This is a genomic window from Shewanella kaireitica (assembly GCF_023284045.1).
GTDB lineage: Bacteria > Pseudomonadota > Gammaproteobacteria > Enterobacterales > Shewanellaceae > Shewanella > Shewanella kaireitica.
Map to the genome: position 1 here is coordinate 387,161 of NZ_JAKIKQ010000002.1, position 23,409 is coordinate 410,569.

Annotated in this window: 18 protein-coding genes; 13 read left to right on the plus strand and 5 right to left on the minus strand. The window is 44.2% G+C overall.

All coding sequences use genetic code 11. The features are described from left to right. The first annotated feature begins 30 nt into the window (after nt 1-30). The 7 genes from L2730_RS04245 (at nt 31) to L2730_RS04275 (ending at nt 5,985) form a co-directional block, all read left to right on the plus strand. A complete protein-coding gene (locus L2730_RS04245; RefSeq protein WP_248973452.1) occupies nt 31-1,752 on the plus strand; it encodes a polyamine aminopropyltransferase in 1,722 nt (573 codons plus the stop codon). A 91-nt stretch (nt 1,753-1,843) separates the two neighbouring features. Next, nucleotides 1,844-2,257, plus strand: coding sequence for a YjfI family protein (locus L2730_RS04250; RefSeq protein ID WP_220736527.1), 414 nt, complete (start codon nt 1,844-1,846; stop codon nt 2,255-2,257). A 12-nt stretch (nt 2,258-2,269) separates the two neighbouring features. Continuing rightward, on the plus strand, nt 2,270-2,959 hold the full coding sequence (locus L2730_RS04255; protein WP_020911008.1) for a PspA/IM30 family protein: 690 nt from the start codon (nt 2,270-2,272) through the stop codon (nt 2,957-2,959). A gap of 11 nt (nt 2,960-2,970) precedes the next feature. Then, complete coding sequence (locus L2730_RS04260; RefSeq protein WP_248973453.1) at nt 2,971-3,624, plus strand: hypothetical protein; 654 nt, start codon at nt 2,971-2,973, stop codon at nt 3,622-3,624. Nucleotides 3,625-3,730: 106 nt separating this feature from the next. Next, entirely contained in the window at nt 3,731-4,060 is a 330-nt protein-coding gene (locus L2730_RS04265; RefSeq protein ID WP_020911006.1) for a hypothetical protein, read from the plus strand. Nucleotides 4,061-4,109: 49 nt separating this feature from the next. Beyond that, on the plus strand, nt 4,110-4,901 hold the full coding sequence (locus L2730_RS04270; protein WP_248973454.1) for a potassium channel family protein: 792 nt from the start codon (nt 4,110-4,112) through the stop codon (nt 4,899-4,901). Nucleotides 4,902-5,292: 391 nt separating this feature from the next. Beyond that, nucleotides 5,293-5,985, plus strand: coding sequence for a hypothetical protein (locus L2730_RS04275; protein WP_248973455.1), 693 nt, complete (start codon nt 5,293-5,295; stop codon nt 5,983-5,985). An 81-nt stretch (nt 5,986-6,066) separates the two neighbouring features. Here L2730_RS04275 and L2730_RS04280 read toward each other — a convergent pair whose 3' ends face one another. Further along, nucleotides 6,067-7,554 (minus strand): CYTH domain-containing protein, encoded by a 1,488-nt coding sequence (locus L2730_RS04280; RefSeq protein ID WP_248973456.1) that lies wholly within the window; start codon nt 7,552-7,554, stop codon nt 6,067-6,069. Between the two features lie 231 nt (nt 7,555-7,785). Between L2730_RS04280 and L2730_RS04285 the strand changes: the two genes are divergently transcribed. The 5 genes from L2730_RS04285 to L2730_RS04305 all read left to right on the plus strand — a co-directional run bounded on the left by L2730_RS04285 (nt 7,786) and on the right by L2730_RS04305 (nt 16,120). Beyond that, nucleotides 7,786-8,466: a TIGR00153 family protein gene (locus tag L2730_RS04285; RefSeq protein ID WP_248973457.1), complete on the plus strand. Its 681-nt coding sequence runs from the start codon at nt 7,786-7,788 to the stop codon at nt 8,464-8,466. A 24-nt stretch (nt 8,467-8,490) separates the two neighbouring features. After that, nucleotides 8,491-9,759, plus strand: coding sequence for an inorganic phosphate transporter (locus L2730_RS04290; protein ID WP_248973458.1), 1,269 nt, complete (start codon nt 8,491-8,493; stop codon nt 9,757-9,759). A gap of 164 nt (nt 9,760-9,923) precedes the next feature. Beyond that, a complete protein-coding gene (locus tag L2730_RS04295; protein WP_248973459.1) occupies nt 9,924-10,499 on the plus strand; it encodes a TIGR04211 family SH3 domain-containing protein in 576 nt (191 codons plus the stop codon). 261 nt (nt 10,500-10,760) lie between these two features. Next, a complete protein-coding gene (gene putA / locus L2730_RS04300) occupies nt 10,761-13,955 on the plus strand; it encodes a bifunctional proline dehydrogenase/L-glutamate gamma-semialdehyde dehydrogenase PutA (protein ID WP_248973460.1) in 3,195 nt (1,064 codons plus the stop codon). Nucleotides 13,956-14,236: 281 nt separating this feature from the next. Beyond that, nucleotides 14,237-16,120: a methyl-accepting chemotaxis protein gene (locus tag L2730_RS04305; protein ID WP_248973461.1), complete on the plus strand. Its 1,884-nt coding sequence runs from the start codon at nt 14,237-14,239 to the stop codon at nt 16,118-16,120. Nucleotides 16,121-16,535: 415 nt separating this feature from the next. On the opposite strand, the gene cydC is transcribed toward L2730_RS04305, so the two are convergent. From cydC to L2730_RS04325, 4 genes are all read right to left on the minus strand, one after another. Beyond that, entirely contained in the window at nt 16,536-18,275 is a 1,740-nt protein-coding gene (gene cydC, locus L2730_RS04310; RefSeq protein WP_248973597.1) for a heme ABC transporter ATP-binding protein/permease CydC, read from the minus strand. After that, nucleotides 18,275-20,092 carry a heme ABC transporter permease/ATP-binding protein CydD gene (gene cydD / locus L2730_RS04315; protein ID WP_248973462.1) on the minus strand — a complete coding sequence of 606 codons (1,818 nt, stop codon included), beginning with the start codon at nt 20,090-20,092 and terminating at the stop codon, nt 18,275-18,277. Before cydD ends, cydC begins: the two co-directional genes overlap by 1 nt. 704 nt (nt 20,093-20,796) lie before the next feature. Beyond that, nucleotides 20,797-21,147 (minus strand): DUF3622 domain-containing protein, encoded by a 351-nt coding sequence (locus tag L2730_RS04320; protein WP_248973463.1) that lies wholly within the window; start codon nt 21,145-21,147, stop codon nt 20,797-20,799. A gap of 178 nt (nt 21,148-21,325) precedes the next feature. Further along, a complete protein-coding gene (locus L2730_RS04325) occupies nt 21,326-21,541 on the minus strand; it encodes a DUF3565 domain-containing protein (protein ID WP_248973464.1) in 216 nt (71 codons plus the stop codon). A 374-nt stretch (nt 21,542-21,915) separates the two neighbouring features. Between L2730_RS04325 and L2730_RS04330 the strand changes: the two genes are divergently transcribed. Then, on the plus strand, nt 21,916-23,370 hold the full coding sequence (locus tag L2730_RS04330; protein WP_248973465.1) for a DEAD/DEAH box helicase: 1,455 nt from the start codon (nt 21,916-21,918) through the stop codon (nt 23,368-23,370). Nucleotides 23,371-23,409: the final 39 nt, after the last annotated feature.

The following is a 23,409-nucleotide window of genomic DNA, read 5'->3' on the forward strand; positions in this document are numbered from 1 at the left end:
TCATCATACAGTTAACCCAATAGACTCAGCATGCCAAACAGTTCTCAAATAGATACCTTAGCTCCAAATACTACAAAACCCGGCAAACTAGGCTGGTTTGATGACGTACTACTGCTTGGAATAATGGCAGTGCTTGCTGGCTGTGGCCTGATCTACGAATACCTACTATCCCATTATGCAGGCCGTATTCTTGGTGCGCTAGAAGCGGCTATTTACACCATGATCGGGCTGATGATTGTCTCTATGGGAATGGGTGCTTTTGCGGCGCGTAAGATCCGCTGTGCGTTCACCGGCTTTGCGGTACTTGAGCTCACTGTCGCCTTATGTGGCTCATTAGCCATTTTAATCACTGCCGCTGTCATTGGCTTCGGCCAGCAACTGCCATTAATTGTAGCTCAAACACTCGGTCTTCCTAGCGATCAGCTGCCTGATGGTGGCTTTATTGGCACCTTACAGAAACTCAGTGAGTACTTGCCCTACTTTTGGGGCGTACTGTTAGGCTTAATGATTGGGATGGAGATCCCGCTCATTGCCCGGGTACGCCAAGCATTATCTGAAGCACACCTGATGCATAACGCCGGCACTATCTATGGCGCTGATTATATCGGTGCTGGCATTGGTGCAGCTATCTGGGTGATGTTTATGCTCGCCATTGATATCCAATTAGCAGCAGCGTTAACCGCCAGCTTTAACCTACTCGCGGGTTTACTGTTTATCTGGCGCTTTTGGGCACAGATCCGCCACGTAAAAATACTACTAGCAGGACACATTGCGGCCACAGGCATACTCATTTTGTTGGCACTGCATGGCCCTACTTGGGAGCAAAGCTTTAATAACCTGCTCTATAAAGACAATGTGGTGTACGCCAAGGCAACGCGATTCCAACAGCTAACGTTCACTGAACGCCTTCGCGGCAATGGCCTAGGCCCTGTTCACTCGCTCTATATTAATGGTCGCTTGCAGTTCTCTAGCAGTGACGAGCATATCTATCACTCTTTCTTAGTGCATCCGACATTGGCTGCCAGCGCCCGTCACGACAAAGTATTAATCATTGGTGGTGGAGATGGCTTAGGGCTCACTCAAGTGCTTAAATGGCAGCCTAAACAAGTCACCTTAATGGATTTGGATGAGGAGCTGGTCAAGCTATTCAAAAAACCAGATACCGATATGCCAGCGCATTTATCCCAAGCCTTGATGTCGCTTAATAAAGACTCGCTAAATGATCCAAGAGTAAGATTGATTTTTGATGATGCATTTAATGGTGTCGATAAGCTACTTAAGAACGAGGAGAAGTTCGACGCGATAATTGTCGACTTACCCGACCCTAGTCACCCTGATCTTAATAAGCTTTATTCTGATGCTTTCTATTTAAAGCTTAAGGAACTTATGAGTCGTGATGCTGCCTTAACGGTACAGTCGACATCTCCGTACCATGCACCTAATGCATTTATCTCTGTCGGCAATACTTTGGAATTAGCCGGCTTTAATGTCGACCAATACCATCATAATGTGCCAAGTTTTGGCGAATGGGGTTGGACTATTGCTACCTTAAGTGGCAAAAGCGCAAAATCTAGACTAAATGAGATACAGCAACTGCCCATAGCAGATGCTTGGTTTACCCCAGAGCTGATGCATGCAGCTTTTGCTTTTCCGGGTAATTTTTATATCGATAAGCAAGCAATTAAACCCAATACCTTAGGCTCAAGCCAGCTGTATCAGTACCACCAGCAGGCTTGGCTAGAAAATCAGTAAGGTTTATTTTTAAACACTGAAGATAGCACTTGACATATTATGTCGTGGTGGTATCTTTAATCGCAGACATAATATGTCAATGAGGACAAATATGAATATCCACAACATTGCCAACCATCTAAATGAACTTGGCGACAATAGCCATACTGGCTTTCAATTTGATTGTTATCCAATTGATGGCGACGTGGAAGTCTTGCAGGTTAACGTTGTTGGCCGAGAAGAGATCCCCGTATTCGTATCGGTTACGGACAACCAAATCCTTTGCATCAGTTACCTGTGGGGCGAGGATGAAGTGAATCAAGAGCGACGTAGTGAGATGTTTGAGACCATGTTAGAACTCAACATCCCAATGCCACTTTCGTCATTTGCAAAAATCGACGACAAATATGTGGTTTACGGCGCGCTATCTGTGCAATCAAGCATGGAAGAGATAGAGCAAGAACTGTCTGTTCTATCTGACAACTGTCTTGAAGTTATCGACGAACTCGTCGACTACCTTAAATAAAGGAGCCACATTATGGGCATTCTAAACAAAATTCTTACTGCTTTTCGTGGTGGCGCAACTGAAGTTGGCCAAGGTATTGTAGACGCTAACTCAACACGTATTTTTGAACAAGAGATCCGTGATGCTGAGAAGCACCTCACTAAAGCAAAACGCGACCTAACAGAAGTGATGGCTAAAGAGATGCAAGCTAGCCGTGAAGTTGACCGTTTAAAGCGTGCTGTAGCTGAACATGAAGGTTACGTAGCACAAGCGCTTGAAAAAGGTAACGAAGCATTAGCCCTTGAAGTGGCTGAGAAAATCGCTGAGCTAGACCAAGAGCTAAATGACCAACAGTCAGCTAACGAAAGCTTCAGTGCACATGCAACTCGTTTAAAAGAGCTTGTACGTAAAACAGAGCGTCAAGTGACTGATTACCAACGTCAGCTAACTATGGTTAAAACCACTGAAAGCGTGCAGAAAGCGACAGCGACAATTACTGACTCATTTGCAGGTAGCAACTCTAAACTGCTTAACGCTAAAGACTCATTAGAGCGCATCAAGGCTCGTCAGCAATCATTTGATGACCGTCTTAAAGCCTCTGAGACATTAGCGGAAGAAAATAGCGATAAAGCCCTGCACGATAAACTAGCAGAAGCCGGTATTGGTGAGCAGAAGTCTAACGCTAACGCCGTACTTGATCGCATTAAAGCCCGTAAAGGCTAAAGGAGAGTGACGTGGGATTTCTAAGTGGCCTATTTGGCAAGAAAGAGGAACCTAAACGTCAACTCGATCACCCATCAAAGTTAAATAAGGGAGACATGATCTCCCTTGATGATAGCTTTGCGCTGCCACCGCAATTGCGCGGTCAGCAACTGCGAGTTGAAGCGGTCAATACTTATGAGTATGAACGCAAACAACAAACTGAATGGGTGCTAAAAGGTCATGGTAGCGACACCATCTTCCTCGGACTCGATGAAGACGATGAAACCTACCTAGCCTTGTCGATTAAGGTTAACCGCGGTTTGGTAGATCAGCTTTTCGATTTGGAGCAATTTAGCGCCATTTTTGAAGAGCCAGGTAAAGCAGAGCTAACAACTAAAGAGTTGTCAGCTGAATTATCTCCAGAGTTTGAGCAATGGTTATCACCGCAATATCATCAAGTAAGTTTTGCTGGTTTCGGTTATTTTCACCGCCAGGATTATCGCGGTAAGAAGCCACCTCAAGATGCAGATGGTGCTACGGGCGATCCTTTTGAATCATACCAATTATTGGATGATGATGAAGATAAAGCTATTGATATTGAGGTCTATGATGGCGGTGAAACCGATGTCATGTTGACCCTTTATCGTCCGCTGTCTGACATACGAGACTACTGGCCAGGTGAATAAATGAAAGGTTCTAAACTTAAAGGTTTAGAACCTTTTTTATTTCTGAGTCTATGAGTGATAGCATGAACTGATAAAGCAGAACCAATGGAAAGGTAATACCTTACGCATGAGCAAGCAAAAAAACACCTTGCCTGAACAATGGCAACAAAACCAAAAAGCCGCCAAGGCAACCCAAATAGCCTTTGATTTGGATGAGAAATTTCAATACGCCATTCGTAAAGCAGCGCTTGATGCGGGTGTTAGCCCATCCGATCAAATCAGAGATATTCTTGGTTTAACCGTAACCAAGCGTCCAAAACGCCCTCGCCTTACCGTGTCTTTGAGTGCCGAAGACTATGCCTTACTCGCTGAAAAGTACAACTTAACGGCAGAGCAGCAGCTAGAGATTAAAAAGCACGTTCTGGATGATTTAGTTCAATTTAGTACAGACAACTAACCTCGCTTAATCCTTCAGGGACTGCGTAGCGATAACGACGGATCGAAAAATGACCACAGAGAAGCGCTGGCTAATACAACCAGAAACGCCACCAACTCCTTTCCAACTCGCAATGATGATTTTGTCACTTTTGTCAGTGGTTGTGGTTCTAGTACTGACCTTTGGTGGGCTAGATGGAGAAACTCGTCGTTTGCTGTTTTTCATCGATACCAGCATCTGCCTTATCTTTATGTCGCACTTTTTCTATGGTTTGTTCAAAGCTGACAGCAAGATGTTGTATTTTAAACATCACTGGATAGATTTTGTAGCCAGTATCCCAGCAATTGAAGCCCTTAGGATGGCACGCCTGTTTCAAATCCTCCGCGTTGTAAGACTTATTCGCATGACCCGCTCATTAATCGTGCCTATGGTAAAACAGCGCCGTCAGGCCACTCTTGCAAGCTTACTGGTTGCGCTAATAACCATTTTAACTTTCGCATCAGTGTTGGTGCTTATTGTCGAAAGCGGAGTTGAAGGCGCGAATATAGAAACCGCTGAAGATGCAATTTGGTGGGCGCTAGTGACAATATCAACGGTGGGTTATGGCGATTATTATCCTGTCACTACCGCAGGACATATAATCGGCGGCGTGGTTATTGTCTGTGGTGTGAGCTTTTTTGGTGTAATTTCCGGTTACATGGCATCAGTCTTTGTCTCCCCTGATGAATCAGAAAAGCTAGAGACTCATAGTGAGGAGATCCGCTCCGAGCTGCATAATAGCCTTGCTCGTATGGAAGCTAACCAACAGATGCTATTAAACGAAATAGCAATCTTGAAAGAATCAATCAAGAATAAGGATTAGCCCAGCAACTGCGTGGGCTTTATAGCAAGTTAGTGCAGGCTTAAATATTGCAACAAATCCCCCCCTGCTCAAAGTAAAACCTCTATACAGCATTTAGAGTGTGCCTAAAGCAACGATCAAAACAACGTTCAAAATAACTTCCCTATTAAAAGAAATATGATGGCGTCTTAAATCTCTCTCCTCTTACCAGAACAACCTATTCGATATCTATATAGTAACCAACTCCATTCTATTTAAAGTTTCATAGATACTAGCCTCACTCGACAAACACAACGCCGTAAACAAAGGCAAAGTCGAAACTTAAAGGCTTAATTTCAGAACCTTAAGAAACTTTAAAAACACTTTTACTAATAGACAAAATAATTTGTCATTTACTTTGGATGATACGAATATGAAAAAATCACTTATTGCATTATCAACACTAGCAGCACTTACTTTCGGTTCAATCGGCGCAGCAAATGCTGATGTTATGAATGGTGTAACGGGTAAGATTGAAGCGGAATACACCACCCAAGACAAGCATGCAAACGTTGAAACACAACTTGGCTATGACTTTAACTTTGGCGCAGTCTCAGTCATCCCTTTCTTCTCAGCAGAAACGGCATATTCTGGAGAGCGGAATCTTGAAGATGGCAAACGCGAAGGTTTTGACAATGGCGGCCTAGGTGGCGGTATCAAGGTACAGACTAACTTTGATAATTTCTACGCCTACGTAGAAGGTCGTGCAATGCGCAAAGATCGCATTAAAGTAGGACAGCCTGTCGCTATTCCTATGAATGATAGCCCTTATTTAATTAACAGCACAGTCAAAGAGTACCGCGCTGAAATTGGTACCGGCTACCAGTTTGACAATGGCCTAAGCGCAGGTATTGAAGCCTCTTTCACTCAAGACCGATTCGAAGGTCTTAAAGATGAGAAGCGTGAAGTATACGCAGTTGCTGGTTACCAAGTGTCTGACAACTTCAACCTCTATGTTAAAGCTGGCCAAGCCGATACCGGTGAGCCAAAACCTGAGTTGGCGAAAAAATCAAATAACGATGAGTGGGAAACTAAAACGGTTATCGGTGTAACTTACAGCTTCTAACCCCCCTGCATTTGACATAATAAAGCCCACTTTAAAAGTGGGCTTTTTGTTATTGAGCTATTTAAGTTAAACAGTGTTTATTTAGCGCCAGTATGGTTCATTCTTCATCGCACTGCGACGAGAAAGCTCCATCGCTTGCACCAAACTTGATTCTTTATTTTCTAGCCAATCGCTAATATCAATATAAGCTAATTCACTAATCATCTTTAATTGGCGATAAGCGGCTAACGTTCTAATGCCTAAAGCCAAATCTTGCCAAGGTGTTCTAAATTGATCTCGTGACTTGTTTGAATAAAGCTCACCATAAGCCACCCCGACAAACATACTGTTATCGAGCGCTGTGGCCACAGACAGATAATCTCGACTGCTTAAGTCGTCATCTATCGGCATCACTTCCAATATCTTTTGCCACGACTTTTCTTGCAACTTATCGGCGAAATCTCTTAGGCCTAAATCTTTATCTATAACAACACTGCCATTACTAATTTTCATTAATAGATCAACCAGATGCACCTGTAATCTACCGTAACAAATATCATCCAATAAATTGACAAACTGCTCAGGTATATCGAGTTGCTGCAATTTTGCATGAGCAATATCTATGAGCGCGTCTGACATTGGCAACTTAGTGATAAGAGAACCGTCTTTCTCCAATATCGAATATAAGCTCAGAGACTCTTCTATAAAGCTCAGTCTTTGCTCAATGCAATCAAAGTCCTTCTCGAAGTCATCAGCTAATAAGGCAAATTGTTTTAAAGTACTTCGAAGCAAACGAATGCAGGCTCTTAATCGGTAGCACAGCATTGGTAATTCAACAGGGTTCAGCGCGACATCCAAAATCATCGCTTCAAGCTGTTGCCATCTATCTAAACCAACTTCAAGTAGGTTTATAGCAACCTGTTTAAGGTTTTGTTCTGGCTTTAAAGCAATAAAATCTAACACTTCCAAATTAAATGGGCTTGCTTGCGCCGCTAATTGATAGCCACGCTGTGCCTTACTGGCTTTACCTAGTCTCACTGGGATCTCTCTGCTAACGATGCCAGCGAGCACTAACAATGCGCTGGTATCACCAGCGAGTAGTTCAAATTCCAATTCACAAATAGCTTCAGAGCGGTCATCCACACGGATATCACCGATATCCAAAGCGACCTCAACTAAGCTATCTTCAACAAAAACATGCCACTTTTGACGGACAAAATCGGTATGAAATAGGCATAGTAAATTTGATTGCACCCGATCAATATCAACGCCCTCTGGCCAAATTTTATCCGGAAATAAATTTAATTTGGGAAAGTCGTGATCAATATCAACATTAAATTCAGGTCGGGAATGAATGCCGCCCACAACCTGACCTGCTGTCTTAATAGTTTGCTCTCGGTGATTATTTATACCGCGAACACGTAAACCCATGTCCCACTGCCGTAAAGTCAGCTCTGGAGTTTCAAAATAACCGTTGGTCAACTTTTCACAACCTTTAGCATCTGAGTTAGGTAAACTATCTAGCAGATTTATAAGGTTTTCTTTCTTATTCTCGTTAAAGAAAAGTTTAAGTTCTATCTCAGCTTCCATCTATCTATTTTTCGCCTTGTCATCAAAATTTAATCAATCTGTCACTAAATCTACACAGTGTAATATTTTTGTAATAAAAACGCCGTAGGATTCGCTTTGCAGTTAAGATATAACTCGTTAGAATAAAAAACTGTTTAGTTAAATACAAAACACAGTTTTCTTACGCGGCCGCTTGGGTTAACATGCGCCCGCTTTTTCCAATATTGGAATAACCTAAATAGGTAAACGGCAATGCCAGTAAACTCTATTTTGGGCGTGTTTGCAAAATCGCCAATTAAGCCTCTTCAAGAGCATATCGACAAAGTGTATGACTGTGCGTCTACTCTTGTCCCATTTTTCGAAGCTACTGCCTCAGGTGACTGGGACAAAGCAGTTCAACTGCGCAAGCAAATAAGCTTTGCAGAGCAAGAAGCTGATTCACTAAAACGTGAAATCCGTTTAACTCTGCCCGGTGGTTTGTTTATGCCAGTCGAGCGTACTGACTTACTGGAGCTACTAACCCAGCAAGATAAGATCGCTAACAAAGCGAAAGACATCTCCGGCCGTATCATTGGCCGTCAACTTGTTGTCCCTCACGCAATCCAAGAACCCTTTATTGCTTATTTACAGCGCTGTATTGATGCAGTCGCTTTGTCAAAAGAAGCAATTAATGAACTCGATGACCTACTAGAAACAGGTTTTAGAGGTCGTGAAGTGGATCTTGTGGCAAAAATGATCAGTGAACTAGATTCTATTGAAGATGACACTGATGACTTACAAATTAAGATCCGTAGACAGCTTTTTGCTATCGAATCTGAATTAAACCCTGTAGATGTAATGTTCCTCTACAAGATAATTGAGTGGGTTGGCGACTTGGCAGATCTTGCCGAACGAGTCGGTTCCCGCCTAGAGCTAATGTTAGCTCGCGTCTAATCAAAAGATTATCAAGGTAATAACATGGTTGATGTATTAGTCACCAACGGCCCATGGCTTATTGGCATAGCGGCTCTGTTTGGTTTTTTAATGGCATGGGGCATTGGCGCCAATGATGTAGCCAATGCAATGGGAACCTCTGTAGGTTCCAATGCGATTACAATTAAACAAGCGATCATTATCGCTATGATTTTTGAGTTTGCAGGTGCGTATTTAGCGGGTGGCGAAGTCACCAGCACAATTCGTAAAGGCATTATTGACTCAACGTTCTTTATTGAACAACCTGAACTGCTCGTTTACGGCATGATAGCGTCTTTGCTCGCTGCAGGTCTGTGGCTTATTGCCGCTTCTGCATTAGGCTGGCCAGTTTCCACCACTCACTCGATTGTTGGCGCCATTGTTGGCTTCGCAGCGGTTGGTGTGGGAACTGAAGCAGTTGAATGGGGCAAAGTTGGCGGTATCGTAGGTTCTTGGGTCGTCACACCAGCAATATCGGGCTTTATCGCCTTTATGATATTCCAAAGTGTGCAAAAGCTCATCTTCAATACTGACAACCCATTAGAAAATGCTAAGCGTTATGTGCCTTTCTATATGGCACTTGCCGGCTTTGTGATGTCACTTGTGACTATCACTAAAGGTCTTAAGCATGTAGGTCTACACTTCAGTAGTCTAGAAGCTTACGCATTAGCTTTTGTTATTGCAGGACTCGTCGGTGTTGGTGGCATGATAGCTATCAAGCGCTTAAAGATGGATAGCAAAGCAGATCGTCAAACTCAGTTTGGCAACGTTGAGAAAGTGTTCGCTATCTTAATGGTTGTAACCGCTTGTTGTATGGCTTTTGCTCACGGTTCGAATGACGTAGCTAATGCTATTGGCCCGCTAGCAGCAGTAGTTTCTGTTGTTAACAGTGGTGGCGAAATTAGCAGTAAAGCACCGCTGGTCTGGTGGATTCTACCTCTTGGTGCTGTTGGTATCGTTTTAGGCTTAGCCATATTTGGTAAGCGTGTAATGCAAACCATCGGTAAGAACATTACTCACTTAACACCAAGTCGTGGTTTTGCTGCAGAACTTGCTGCTGCATCTACCGTCGTTATCGCATCAGGTACAGGTCTACCAATTTCTACCACCCAAACCTTAGTTGGCGCTGTATTAGGTGTCGGTATGGCACGTGGTATTGCTGCAATTAATATTGGTGTTGTGCGCAACATTGTAGTGTCTTGGGTAGTAACCCTACCAGCAGGCGCTGCACTTTCAATCATGTTCTTCTTCATGATTAAAGGTATTTTTAACTAAATACATACACTAATAGCATAGAAATACTCTGCGATTTAATGAAGGGAGTTTGATAATATTTGTATCAAGCTCCCTTTTTGCGTTTTATGCCCCTTATTGCCTCTTGCATTAGGGCCTTTAAATCCCTAGCATGTTGGCTAAATTTCATTGATGAGAATAGATTGGTGTTAAGAATTCTAACTATTGTGGGAGCGTTACTACTTTCCCCTTCTTTATTTGCTGCGAACCAAACAAGTTACATCTCAGATGATGTTTTTATTTACCTCCATGGTGGACCGGGAACACAGTTCCGCATACTGGGCAGTGTAGAAGCAGGTCAGAAGGTAACATCACTAGGCGAAGCACAAGGCGATTACAGCAAGATTATCGATCACAAGGGTCGTGAGGGCTGGGTTCAAACAAAGATGCTTAGCGCTAAGGTCAGTTTGCGTGAGCAACTACCAGTACTACAAGCTGAGCTTGAGCAGACTAAAGCAGATTTATCGACTGCACTGACAACGACAGATGCTAGCGTACAAGAGTTAAATCAAATAAAGTCTCAGCTATCTAAAGCCCAAAGAGAATTAGCGAGCGCTACGCAGGAGCGAGATAGCGCTCAGGTGAAACTTGCCAGTATGCAAAAAAATGAACGTTTCGAAATGTGGAAGCAAGGTGGCTTTATCGCTGCTGGCGGCCTAGTTTTAGGGATTATTTTAGTTTATCTACCTAGGCCGCAGCGTAAGCCTAAAAACCACTGGTAAAAAAACTATTATTTTCAAGTGTTATAGCCAGCGTTTTTAAACGCTGGCTTTTTATTTTATTCGCTATAACTCCCGCCATAAGTGGCCTAGACCACACACACACAACGCCAGATCAAACAAACATCACACAACAACTCACAAAGGTGTTACTCATCACATTTTGCAGGTATAATCGGCCGCGCGGAGACCTTGGATTGTATACAAAAATAACAACAAAGCTCTTGTCGCGACAACATCCCAGCAATATGCCTTACGGCCAAGATGGAAGTGATTAATATGTTCAAAGCGAGTGAAGTACTAGCTGGTCATTACGACTCAGCCGATCTCAACGAACTGTTCAAAGCGATCAGCGATAATTACATCGTTGACGAAGAACAATATTTATCAGAATTGATAAAACTGGTTCCGTCCAGCGATGAAGAGATCGACCGTGTGACAAACCGTGCACACGAATTAGTCAATAAAGTTCGTCAATACGATAAAAAAGGCCTGATGGTCGGTATTGACGCATTTTTGCAGCAATATAGCTTAGAAACTCAGGAAGGCATTATTTTAATGTGTCTTGCTGAAGCACTTTTACGTATTCCTGACTCAGCAACAGCTGACGCCTTGATTGAAGATAAATTATCAGGTGCAAAATGGGATGAACACATAAGTAAGAGCGATTCTGTGTTGGTCAACGCCTCGACATGGGGCTTAATGCTTACTGGTAAAATCGTTAAGCTTGACCAAAAAACAGATGGCCGACCGAGTAACCTACTAAACCGTTTAGTCAATAAAATGGGCGAACCTGTTATCCGCCAAGCGATGCTTGCAGCGATGAAGATTATGGGCAAGCAGTTTGTACTAGGGCGTAGTGTGAAAGAAGCGCTAAAAAACAGCGTTGATAAACGTAAACTTGGATATACCCATAGCTACGACATGCTAGGCGAAGCCGCATTAACTAAGAAAGATGCCGCTAAATACTTCGACGATTACTCAAGTGCTATCGCCGCGCTCGGCGCTCAGGAATATGACGAAAGTGAAGCACCTCGCCCTACTATCTCAATAAAACTTTCTGCGTTGCACCCACGTTATGAGGTTGCCAACGAAGACAGAACGTTAACTGAGTTGCACGATACGTTGATCTTGCTAATCAAGCAGGCCCGTTCGCTAAACGTTGGTGTATCTATTGATGCCGAAGAGATGGATCGTCTAGAACTATCACTGCAGCTTTTCCAGCGTCTGTACAATTCAGAAGCAGCTAAAGGCTGGGGACTGCTCGGCATTGTCGTGCAGGCGTACTCAAAACGTGCTCTTCCCGTACTTTGTTGGTTAACTCGCCTAGCTAAAATTCAAGGCGATGAGATCCCTCTACGTCTTGTTAAAGGCGCATATTGGGACAGCGAACTTAAGTGGTCACAAGAAAACGGTGAAGCGGGTTACCCTCTTTATACCCGTAAGGCTGGCACCGATGTGTCCTATCTTGCTTGTGCTAGATACTTGCTGTCAGATTCGACACGTGGAGCTATCTACCCACAATTTGCTAGCCACAACGCCCAAACTGTTGCGTCAATTACCGCAATGGCTGGCGACAGAAACTACGAATTCCAGCGCCTGCATGGCATGGGTGAAGAGCTTTACGACACATTACTTGCAGAAAGTGGCGTGAAAACAGTACGTATCTACGCGCCTGTCGGTGCCCACAAAGATCTGCTGCCATACCTAGTTCGACGCCTACTTGAAAATGGTGCCAATACATCATTTGTGCACAAGCTGGTCGATCCAAATACGCCTATTGAGTCACTGGTAGTACACCCTCTATCGACACTCAAGGGATACAAAACCCTGGCTAACAACAAAATCGTCTTACCGGAAGATATCTTCGGTGCTGAGCGTAAAAACTCCAAGGGCCTCAACATGAACATCATTTCAGAATCTACGCCATTTTTTGCGGCTATAGAAAAGTTTAAAGAAACAACTTGGTCTGCTGGACCATTGGTTAACGGCGAAACCCTCAGCGGTGAAACTAAAGAGATTGTCAGTCCGTTTGATACCACCAAAGTTGTCGGTAAAGTTGCCTTTGCTAATAACCAAGCGATTGAACAAGCGCTTGCTGGTGCTGATGCGTCATTCTCTAGCTGGTGTTCAACCCCTGTTGAAGTACGTGCAAATGCGCTACAGAAACTTGCGGACCTGCTTGAAGAGAACCGTGAAGAGCTGATTGCGCTTTGTACCCGTGAAGCGGGAAAAAGTATTCAAGATGGTATCGATGAAGTGCGTGAAGCCGTCGATTTTTGTCGTTACTACGCAGTACAAGCTAAGAAGATGATGGGTCAGCCTGAACTACTTCCTGGCCCGACAGGCGAGCTCAATGAGCTATTCCTACAAGGTCGCGGGATCTTTGTTTGTATTAGCCCATGGAACTTCCCACTGGCAATTTTCTTAGGCCAAGTCGCTGCAGCACTAGCTGCTGGTAACACAGTTGTAGCTAAGCCGGCAGAGCAAACATCTATTGTTGGCTATCGTGCGGTTCAGCTTGCTCATGAAGCTGGTATACCAAAAGAGGTGTTACAGTTCCTACCTGGCACTGGCGCGACTGTTGGCGCTGCTATCACTAGCGATGAACGTATTGGTGGCGTTTGCTTTACCGGTTCAACTGGCACGGCGAAGTTGATTAACCGCACACTCGCGATGCGTGAAGGAGCCATTATTCCGCTAATTGCTGAAACCGGTGGCCAGAATGCAATGGTTGTTGATTCAACTTCACAGCCTGAACAAGTGGTCAACGATGTGGTTTCATCATCCTTTACCAGTGCAGGTCAACGCTGTTCGGCACTTCGAGTTCTGTTCTTACAAGAAGATGTTGCAGAGCGCGTCCTCGATGTCATGAAAGGCGCGATGGACGAGCTCACCATTGGCGACCCAAGCTCAGTTAAAACTGACGTCGGCCCAGTTATTGATGCCACCGCAGCAGCGAACCTAAATGCGCATATAGACCACATTAAGCAAGTTGGCACGCTGCTTAAGCAAATAGAGCTACCAGCTGGCACAGAGAACGGTCACTTCGTGACTCCAACAGCAGTCGAAATTGACTCCATCAAGGTACTTGAGAAAGAACACTTTGGACCAATTCTGCACGTCATTCGCTACAAAGCATCTGAGCTAAATAAAGTAATCGACGAGATAAACTCAACCGGCTTTGGTTTAACTTTGGGAATTCACAGCCGTAACGAAGGTCATGCACTTGAAGTGGCTGATAAAGTTAACGTCGGTAACGTGTATATCAACCGCAACCAAATTGGTGCCGTTGTTGGGGTGCAGCCATTTGGCGGCCAAGGTTTATCAGGTACCGGCCCTAAAGCAGGTGGTCCACACTACCTAACACGCTTTGTGACTGAAAAAACCAGAACCAATAATATTACTGCTATCGGTGGTAACGCCACATTGTTGTCTTTAGGTGACAGTGAAGACTAGACCGCGATGATATAGCAAACAAGACATTTCGTTTTGAAGTAAAAGCCAGGCTAACACCTGGCTTTTTTTGTGGTTAACTTGTCATTGTTACAACATCTAGAAACCCCAATCTTAAGGCTGTGATCTCAAGCAGCATTTTCAACTAAACCTTGCTGTTCACCTCAAGTACAATCAGCACAAAATACCCTTTAAGGCATGCAACGGCCGCACAATTAACGCCAAAAACACAAGCGTAACCAGTATGCATAACCACAACTTCACAGCAGATAAAAATCAACTCAATGACTCTAACAATTAAACGAAAAATTCAAATTGCGATACTACTGACTTGTGCGTTCATCAGTGCTGTACAGTCCTACATATCTATCTCACAACTTATTGAAGAAACCACAAATACCATTACCCATAGAATTAATGAAACAAGTACTGCCACGAGTAACTTTATCGCCACCAATATTCAAATGGGCAGCAACTTACTGTTGGCCAATGAATCCCTCATAAGCAAAAGTATTGATGTTGAACGCGAGATGTTACTCACATCACGCGCAGGCGGTTTCATGTCTGTTTATGCAGGTCTTGATAATGGCGACGTGGTTTATGGCAATCAAGACGAGGTGTGGCCAAGCGATTACGACCCAACGACTCGTCCTTGGTTTAAACAAGCTAAACGCAGCCAACAATTGATTTTCACTGACCCTTACCTCGATTTTGATGGCAGTATTGTGGTAACTATGGCCAAAGCTTTTTCTGGCGCAAATAGCGGTGTTGTCGCGGCCGATATGACGGTTGATGGGATAACGGAACAAGTTGAACAGTTGCAAGTGCCTAATAACGGCTTTGCATTTTTAATCGACGGCAGTAATAAAATACTCGCCTTGAGTGATCATCAACGACTGTTTAAACCCGCGACCGAACTTAGCCCTTATTTCAACTCCCAAAATGTAGAGCAAGCACGCACTTCAGGTGCGCTTCTTACGCTTAATTGGCATGGAGAGCAACAAGATAGATTAGTTCAGCTAACCGCAATCCCTGGCACCGACTGGACCTTAGGTATTGTGGAAGATGAGCAGTTAGCTTACGCCGGCGTACAAAAACAGATCACCCGAATATTAGTGATAATGTCTGGGTTATTCATACTCATTCTTGGGCTAGCAACTGTCGCCTTAAATCGCATGTTTGCACCATTACATAAACTAACATTGGCATTAGAGGACTTATCCAAAGGGCAAGGCGACTTAACCCAACGATTTGAAGTCAAACAGGCTGACGAAATTGGCACACTATCTCTGCATATGAATGCATTCTTGCATTCCTTGCAGCAAATGGTTTCAGCGCTAGTCAGCAATGCACACGAACTCACCAAACAAGCCAATGACTCCTCAACGCTCGTCGGCATGACCAGTGCGCAAATCGATAAACAGCATCAAGATATTGATCAAATAGCCACAGCAATTCATGAGATGTCAGCAACAGCAGGGGAAGTAGCTAATCATGCTGAATCTACTGCCAGTGCCGCCAGTGTCTCTGCAGAGAATTGCCAACAAGGACAGCAGATCATTCGAGAAAGCAATAGTTCCATCAACCAGCTATCTCAGCAGCTTAGCCAAGCGTCCAATGTCATCACTGAATTAGAACAAAACACTACAGAAATCAACTTGGTGCTTGCAACAATTCAATCAATTGCAGAACAAACTAACCTACTCGCACTGAATGCTGCTATTGAAGCTGCTCGTGCCGGCGAACAAGGGCGCGGTTTTGCAGTGGTTGCTGATGAAGTTCGGGTGCTAAGTCACCGTACTCAGGACTCTACCGAAGAGATCCGTAATATGATTATCACGCTGCAGAAGAACAGCCAACTAGCTGTAAGTAATATGAAAACCAGCACAAATATCGTAGTTGAAAGCGTTGATAACTCAGAAAAAGCACTCGAAAACCTTGAACAACTCACGCGTTCAATCACTGATATATCCGACATGGCGACTCAGATTGCAGGGGCAGCCGAAGAGCAACGTGCAGTGTCAGAAGACATTAGTCGTAATACGGAAGCGGTGAGAGAGGTATCAGACTTACTCACCTCACAAACCAATAGCGTAGCAAATAATGCAGATGAACTGCTCGCTATCGCCGCAGAGCTTAACGATAGAGTGGCTAAGTTCAAGGTTTAGCACTGGATTGAAGATACTTAAGATTTTGCATTAAACCCATCCGACCTGAAAATGCAGGATTCAGTGGGAGTTTAATGGGCTTTAGTCACAGGTTCATTGCTCCATACTGAACCTAAGCATCTACATCCATGTAGGCGAGGCATTGATTGCAGCTAATGGTCGCTCCCTTGGTAAAATCAATAACACAGAGTAAAGCCCATGCTTTTTATATAAGAAACGCCCATCGAAGAAGGGGTTCTGCAAGCCCACTTCGTTGTTGCGGCAACTTAAAAGGGAATAACCATTTCCACGTTAACGCGCCTAGAATTGAACTAGCACAACACCTCTGAAACGAGCATTTTCAAGTGGGATGGGTATAAAAAGGCAGGATATTCATCCTGCCTTTTTACAAAATATCGCGATGGTGGACAAACAGCTATACCAACTTCTGATGCAAACTGGCGTAGTAAGGATCAGCTTGTAGCAGTTGCTGGTGATCACCAGAACAGCGAATTCTGCCTTGCTCCATCAAATGAATCGTATCCATTCTCGTCATCGCCGTTAAACGATGGCTAATCATTAGTACTGTTTTATCGACTGCAAAATCAAACAGTAGATCCAATATTTCACGCTCAGTTTTCTTATCTAAGCCTTCTGTAGGTTCATCAAGCAGTAGCAATGGCGCATCCCTAAGCAGGGCTCTTGCAACGCCAATCCTGCGCAGCTCACCACCCGACAGTTGTCGCCCCCCCTCACCAATCCAGTTATCTAGCGGTTTATCACCTTGCAGTAACGCACTCAAGCCGACTTGCTGTAACACCGCAATCAACTTGTCATCATCTTTACGGCTGAAATTTTCCAATGCTATCGCTAGGTTTTCTCTTAGAGTGCCACTAAAAAGATAGATCCGCTGACTCACGACTGACATGGAATCTCGCAACGCTTGTTCTGAATAAGCCGCAGCGTCTCGATCATCGAGCTTCACTTGCCCACTTTGCGGCAACCATTCTCTGGTGATTAACGACAGTAAACTCGACTTACCACAACCGGTTTGCCCAAGCAGCGCGACTTTAGTCCCAGCCGGAATAGTTAAGCTAAGCTTACTCAGTACTGGATGCGCTGCATCATAACCAAAATCAATATCAGACAGCTCAACATGCCCTTTGCTGATCTGAAGCTGACTTTCAGCGGCATAAGTAACATCAGGTGTTTGCTCTACAACTTGGTTTAACCTTGTAGCAGCGGAACTACAAGCAGAGAGATGCTGAAATGCGCCAGCTAGAGGCATCATCATCTCAATCGTCGCCATCGTCATAAACACGATCATCGCAAGCTTCGGCCCAGGCGGTACAGACTCCCCCACCCCGGCAGCGGCCATATACAGCATGACTAATACGGCAAAACCATGACAAAAAATCAAACATGCTTGGCTAAGCGAAGTCACCAAGTTCATCCGGCTTTGGCTCGCTATCATCAAACTTTCGGCAGCGTTTAAGCGCTGACGGTAAACTCCTTGAGCACCAAACAGGGTTAACTCTGCTTGCCCTTGCAGGTACTCCAATAATTGCACCCGCAGTTGACGTTTAGTTTCTAACTGGGCGACCCCAGGTTTTCGGCCGAGAAAGTAAAACACCGTCGGTAATAGCAGCCAAACCGCTAAAAGCATGCTGCAGAGAATAACTGCTAGCTCGGCATCAAACCAAGATACGAAAAAGTATAAGCCTATCAACATCAACAGTGAGGCAAGTAGCGGCGTTAACAAGCGTAAATACAGATGATCTAAGGTATCGATATCGGCAACCAATCGATTCAATAGATCGCCGCGGCGGATCCCTTGTAGGTTTTTGGCGCTAAGCGGCATTAACTTATTCCACACCCAGCAGCGCAAATCGGTTAATAAACTAAATGTCGCCTCATGAGTCGCTAGTCGCTCGCCGTAACGGCTAGCGGTGCGCACAATAGAGAGAAAGCGCACACCACCTGCTGGGGTAAAGTAGTTAAACATCTGCGCTGTTGCGACAGTTAAGCCTGCGACAGCTGTCGCTGATAAGAACCAGCCAGAAAGTGACAATAGACCAATGCCAGCCATCAAAGTGGTGACACTTAAAAATAGCCCGATAAACATCATGAACCATTGGCTTCTAAATCGTTTGATGTAAGGAAGTAATGCTCTCATCACTTATTCTCCTCAGATTCAGCTTTGATCTGACCGAACTCTACTGCACTAGACTCCGCTAACATCCGCTTAAATGCCCCTGCAGCATCAGCAAGCTGCGCGTAAGTTCCTTGTTGTACGAGTAGCCCCTTTTCCATCACTAAGACTCGATCCATTGCATGCAACGACTCGAGCCTATGGGTGACCATCAAACAGCCACTATCTTGCATCGCTACGGCTAAAGCTCCCTGTACAGCTTGCTCACTTAAACTATCAAGGCTGGCTGTGGGTTCATCTAATATAAACAATTTAGGTTGTTGCGCTAATGCCCTAGCGAGCGCTATGCGTTGAGCTTGACCAACCGATAGTCCAGCAGTTTGCTCCTGTATTGGAAAATCCAGCCCCAATGGTTGAGATTCAATGAAATCAAGGATATGGGCCTTAGCTAATAAAGCCTTTATGTCATCATCGGCTAATACCTGTCCTTGCGCTGCCTTGCCTAAAGCAACATTCTCCCGCACTGTACCGCAAAATAATTGTGGTTCTTGCCCAAGCCAAGCCAACTGTTTACGCCACTGCGGTTTAGATAGCTGGTTCAGCTCAATACCATTAATTTTTAACTGGCCTTGATAGGGAAGAAAACCCAAAAGAGCACTAAGCAAACTGGTTTTACCTGCTCCGCTGCTACCTACAATCGCTATATGCTCGCCTGCTGCGAGAGAAAAACTGATAGGGCCGACTAACTGAGTACCGTCCATGCTATACACGGCCAAATCAACAGCCTCAATTTGGATAGTGCCCTCAAAGTTAGCAGCATCAGCTTGCTGCTCTGCTTTATTTTGTTCAGGGTGTTCAAGCAGCGCCATCAACTCTTCTGCAGCGCCAATGGCTTGCGCTTTAGCGTGATAGTGTGTGCCCATATCACGCAGTGGTTGGTAAAACTCAGGTGCTAGAATAAGAACAAATAAACCGGTAAATAAGCTGATTGAGCTACCGTAATGACCAAAATCCAAATGACCTAAATAGCTAAAACCAAAATAGACCGCCAATACCGCTATCGATAATGCGGCGAAAAACTCAAGTACTGCAGAGCTTAAAAATGCCATCCGCAACACTGACATGGTGCGCTCTCTAAACTCTTCAGACGCCTTCTCTATCGCCTTAGCTTCTTTAGCGCCTTGGTTAAACAACTTTAGAGTCGATAAACCTTTAAGCCTATCCATAAAGTGACCACTCAAACGTGCTAAGGCACCAAAGTTCTTGCGGTTAGCATCAGCAGCGCCCATACCCACTAAGATCATAAACATTGGGATAAGTGGGGCGGTAGCCAGTAAAATTGCCCCAGCCGCCCAATTAATAGGAAATACAACGATTAGAATGATCAACGGAATAAAGCCAGCCAGCACTATTTGCGGCAGGTAGCGAGCATAAAAATCTTGTAAGTCTTCCACCTGTTCGAGCACGATGCTAGCCCAACTTCCGGCAGGTTTTCCTTGAATAAAGGCTGGCCCTAATGCCGCAAGCTTATCCATAACGGCAGCTCGCATATGTACCCGCAGTCGTGCCCCCGCCTTGAAGCTTGAACGCTCTCTGGCAAAAGCTAGCACACCTCTAAATATAGTTAGTAGTAGCAGTAACCAAAAATGATCGGTAAAAGCAGATTTTGGCAACTCATCAATAATGATCCCCTGCAATATGGTGGCTATTAACCATGCTTGGCACATCAAGCTAATCCCTGTTAACACCCCAAATAAAATCGACAAATTAAGGTAATAACCACAAGCTGATTTTTGTAGCTTGAGCCAGTGAGTGAGCTTTTTCTCTACGCTTTTATCCATTAGTTTCCAGATCTGCTGTATGTGATAGGTAATACCAATCAGTATAAGAAGTTGATCTACTCAGAGCGTTTTTGGCACGCTAATTCAAAGTGAGTAATGACATAATGGTTGTTCCCTTATGAGTTTATTCAACGCAGAAGTAGCAAGCCAAAAACACTCCTACAGGCTAGTTTTAGCGGCTTTGATGCTGCGCTAATGAACTTGAACGTAGAATAACTATGCTCTTCATTCTTTGCCTTACCTCAAAGCCGCTAAACTCTCGCTGAGCGATCAAATCTTTATACTGATTGGTATAAGCTTAATAAATTATCGAAATAAATCGGCTAAAGGTTATCACCCGCGAAGCTGTACTTAAGAGGACTGACTTAAGTATTAGTTCCGCACGCCAAAACAAATAGCGGTCTTGAGGTATATAAGCACGTAGTATCGCAGGCATTAAACGTAGAATAAAACGCCAGTCTTGGATCTGTTACTAGACTCACAAAAATTGAGCTAGATCAAAGAATGGGGTGGATTGAAAATCAATTAGCTTATACCAATCAGTATAAGAAGTTGCTCTACTCAGTGTATTTTTGGCAAACTTATTCAAAATGAATAAATGACATAATGGTTGGTATGATATTTCAACCATAAAAAAACCGTGCAAGCTAAGCTCTACACGGTTCACTTTTCAACTAATCACTATTAGTGATTAGCCATCTCAATTAACGTTCAGCGTCAGAGCTGTAATCGAGGTTATCTTCATCAAAATCGTTATTTGAATCCGCTTTTTCATCGCGAGCAGCTCGCCATGCATCAGCTGCTGACTCTTTTTCGTCCGCAGCAATGTTACGCTCTTCACGTGCTTTTGCTTTACGTTCGTTGCGCTTAACAAGATTCTCTAAGAATGATTTAAGCTCAGTCTCGCACCATGCAGTTGCTTCAGCTTCTGTCGCAAAACCTTTTTGGTTTTTTGAAACAACGATTTTTCTAGCTGATTGGCGGCGAGTGATCTGGCCAGTCCAAGTTTCTTTATCTTGAACAACGCGAAAATCATACTTCTTTGTTTGTGTCATGTTACTTATTTTCCTAACAATAATCGTAATACTTTGAGCTCGACATTGAAATGTTCAAGCTCAATCAATGAGTAACAGCACAGTCTTTACTTAGCTATTACCTTTAATATCCTGTCAGCGATTTAACGCCAAAAATAAATCATAGTCGTAAATCTGCTCAGTGACGAGTGATCTACGGCTAGTCGCTACTACCGCGACTATCTATCATCTCGAGCTCACACTGCTTGCAATATAGCATGTAGCCAAGCATCGATTTTCTACCACTAAAACTTGTGACCCAGTCACGCTGTTCCCAAGGAGGACGGTGGCGTACGTGCTGATTATGACCACAAGCAAGTTCTGCAACCCAATGTTGTTCATCATCTTGATGATAATTAGTAATGGCTTGTTGCAAGACGTACGCCTTAATTAGCAAATATATCGGCTAAATTTGGGTTGAGGTCGGCAGATAATCTTCAGGGGCGCGAGATTAACACGTGCAGAGCCGAAACAACATCTTTTAAATGACTAAAAATCACACAAATAAAAGATTTTTTCCAAATAAGTGCAATTTCCTTACAATCTTCAGCTTTAGGCGATAAACAATCATTCAATACTCACCCAGCACTGCCATACTCATCTATGATGAATAGTATGGGGCTATCGTTTATTAAATGGCGCTTTTTAAGCAGATCCTGTAAGCTGCACGCCCGCTAGCATATGCTAGCTCCCTATAACTGCAGTCAGCGCGCTTTACGCCAGCTTGGCTGGCCGAAATGAGACCAATCTATGAGTTTTGCGTCACTGGGTTTATCTGCCCAAATTTTGAAAGCTGTTGCCAATAAAGGCTATGACACTCCTTCTCCAATTCAAGCGCAAGCGATCCCTGCGGTACTTGAAGGCAAAGATGTCATGGCTGCAGCGCAAACCGGTACGGGTAAAACTGCCGGTTTCACACTGCCTCTATTAGAACTGCTTTCAAAAGGCAACAAAGCCCCTGCAAAACAAGTCAGAGCATTAGTACTGACTCCAACACGTGAACTTGCAGCCCAAGTGGGTGAAAGTGTTGAGACATATGGCAAAAACTTACCTCTTAAATCTGCGGTCATTTTTGGCGGCGTAGGTATTGGCCCGCAAATAACAAAACTTAACCGTGGCGTTGATATCTTGGTGGCTACCCCAGGTCGACTACTCGATCTTTATAATCAACGTGCAGTCAACTTTAGTCAGCTTGAAGTACTCGTTCTCGATGAAGCTGACCGTATGCTTGATATGGGCTTTATTCACGACATAAAAAAAATACTTGCGATTTTGCCGGCTAAACGTCAGAACCTTATGTTCTCGGCAACCTTCTCTGATGACATTCGCAAGCTAGCTAAAGGTTTAGTTAATAATCCAGTTGAGATATCCGTCACGCCCCGTAATGCAACCGCTAATACAGTAAAGCAGTGGATTTGCCCGGTCGATAAAAGTCAGAAAGCCTCTGTACTGGTAAAACTTATCAAGCAACATGACTGGCAGCAGGTGCTCGTCTTTAGCCGAACTAAGCACGGCGCAAACCGTCTAGCAAAGAATTTAGATGCAAAAGGCATTACTGCAGCAGCGATTCATGGCAATAAAAGCCAAGGTGCACGTACAAAAGCACTTGCAGAATTTAAGAGTGGTGATGTTCGAGTGTTAGTTGCAACCGATATTGCGGCACGTGGCCTTGATATTGACCAGCTACCGCAAGTGGTTAACTTCGACTTGCCAAATGTGCCTGAGGATTACGTGCATCGTATCGGCCGTACAGGTCGAGCTGGCGCAACAGGGCAAGCCGTATCACTGGTCAGTGATGAAGAGATTAAGCTACTTCGCGATATCGAACTGCTTATTAAGCAAAATCTAGAGCGCAGAGTGATTGAAGGTTTTGAGCCAAGCCATAACCTGCCAGAGACAGATTTAACCCGTAAATCTCACGGACAGAACAAAGGTCCGCGTAATAGCAACTCTCGAGGTTCAAACCAAAAGCGTTCTAATTCAGGTGGAAAGCCTGTCAATCGTCAAGGTCAAGGTCAAAACCGTAGCCAACAAGATGGTGCAGGCAAGGTTGAGCATAAAGATGGGCAACGTAGCGGAGAATCCGCCCGTGGTCATAAGCCAAATGATAAGAACCCAAGACATGCTAGATCAAGCAAGCCGGGCTCAGCACCATTATCAGGCCAGCGACGGACTCGCCGCAGTGACAACAGTACTCAAGGCTAATTTTTTTCCTGTGACACTTTTGACTACAAAGAATTAAAA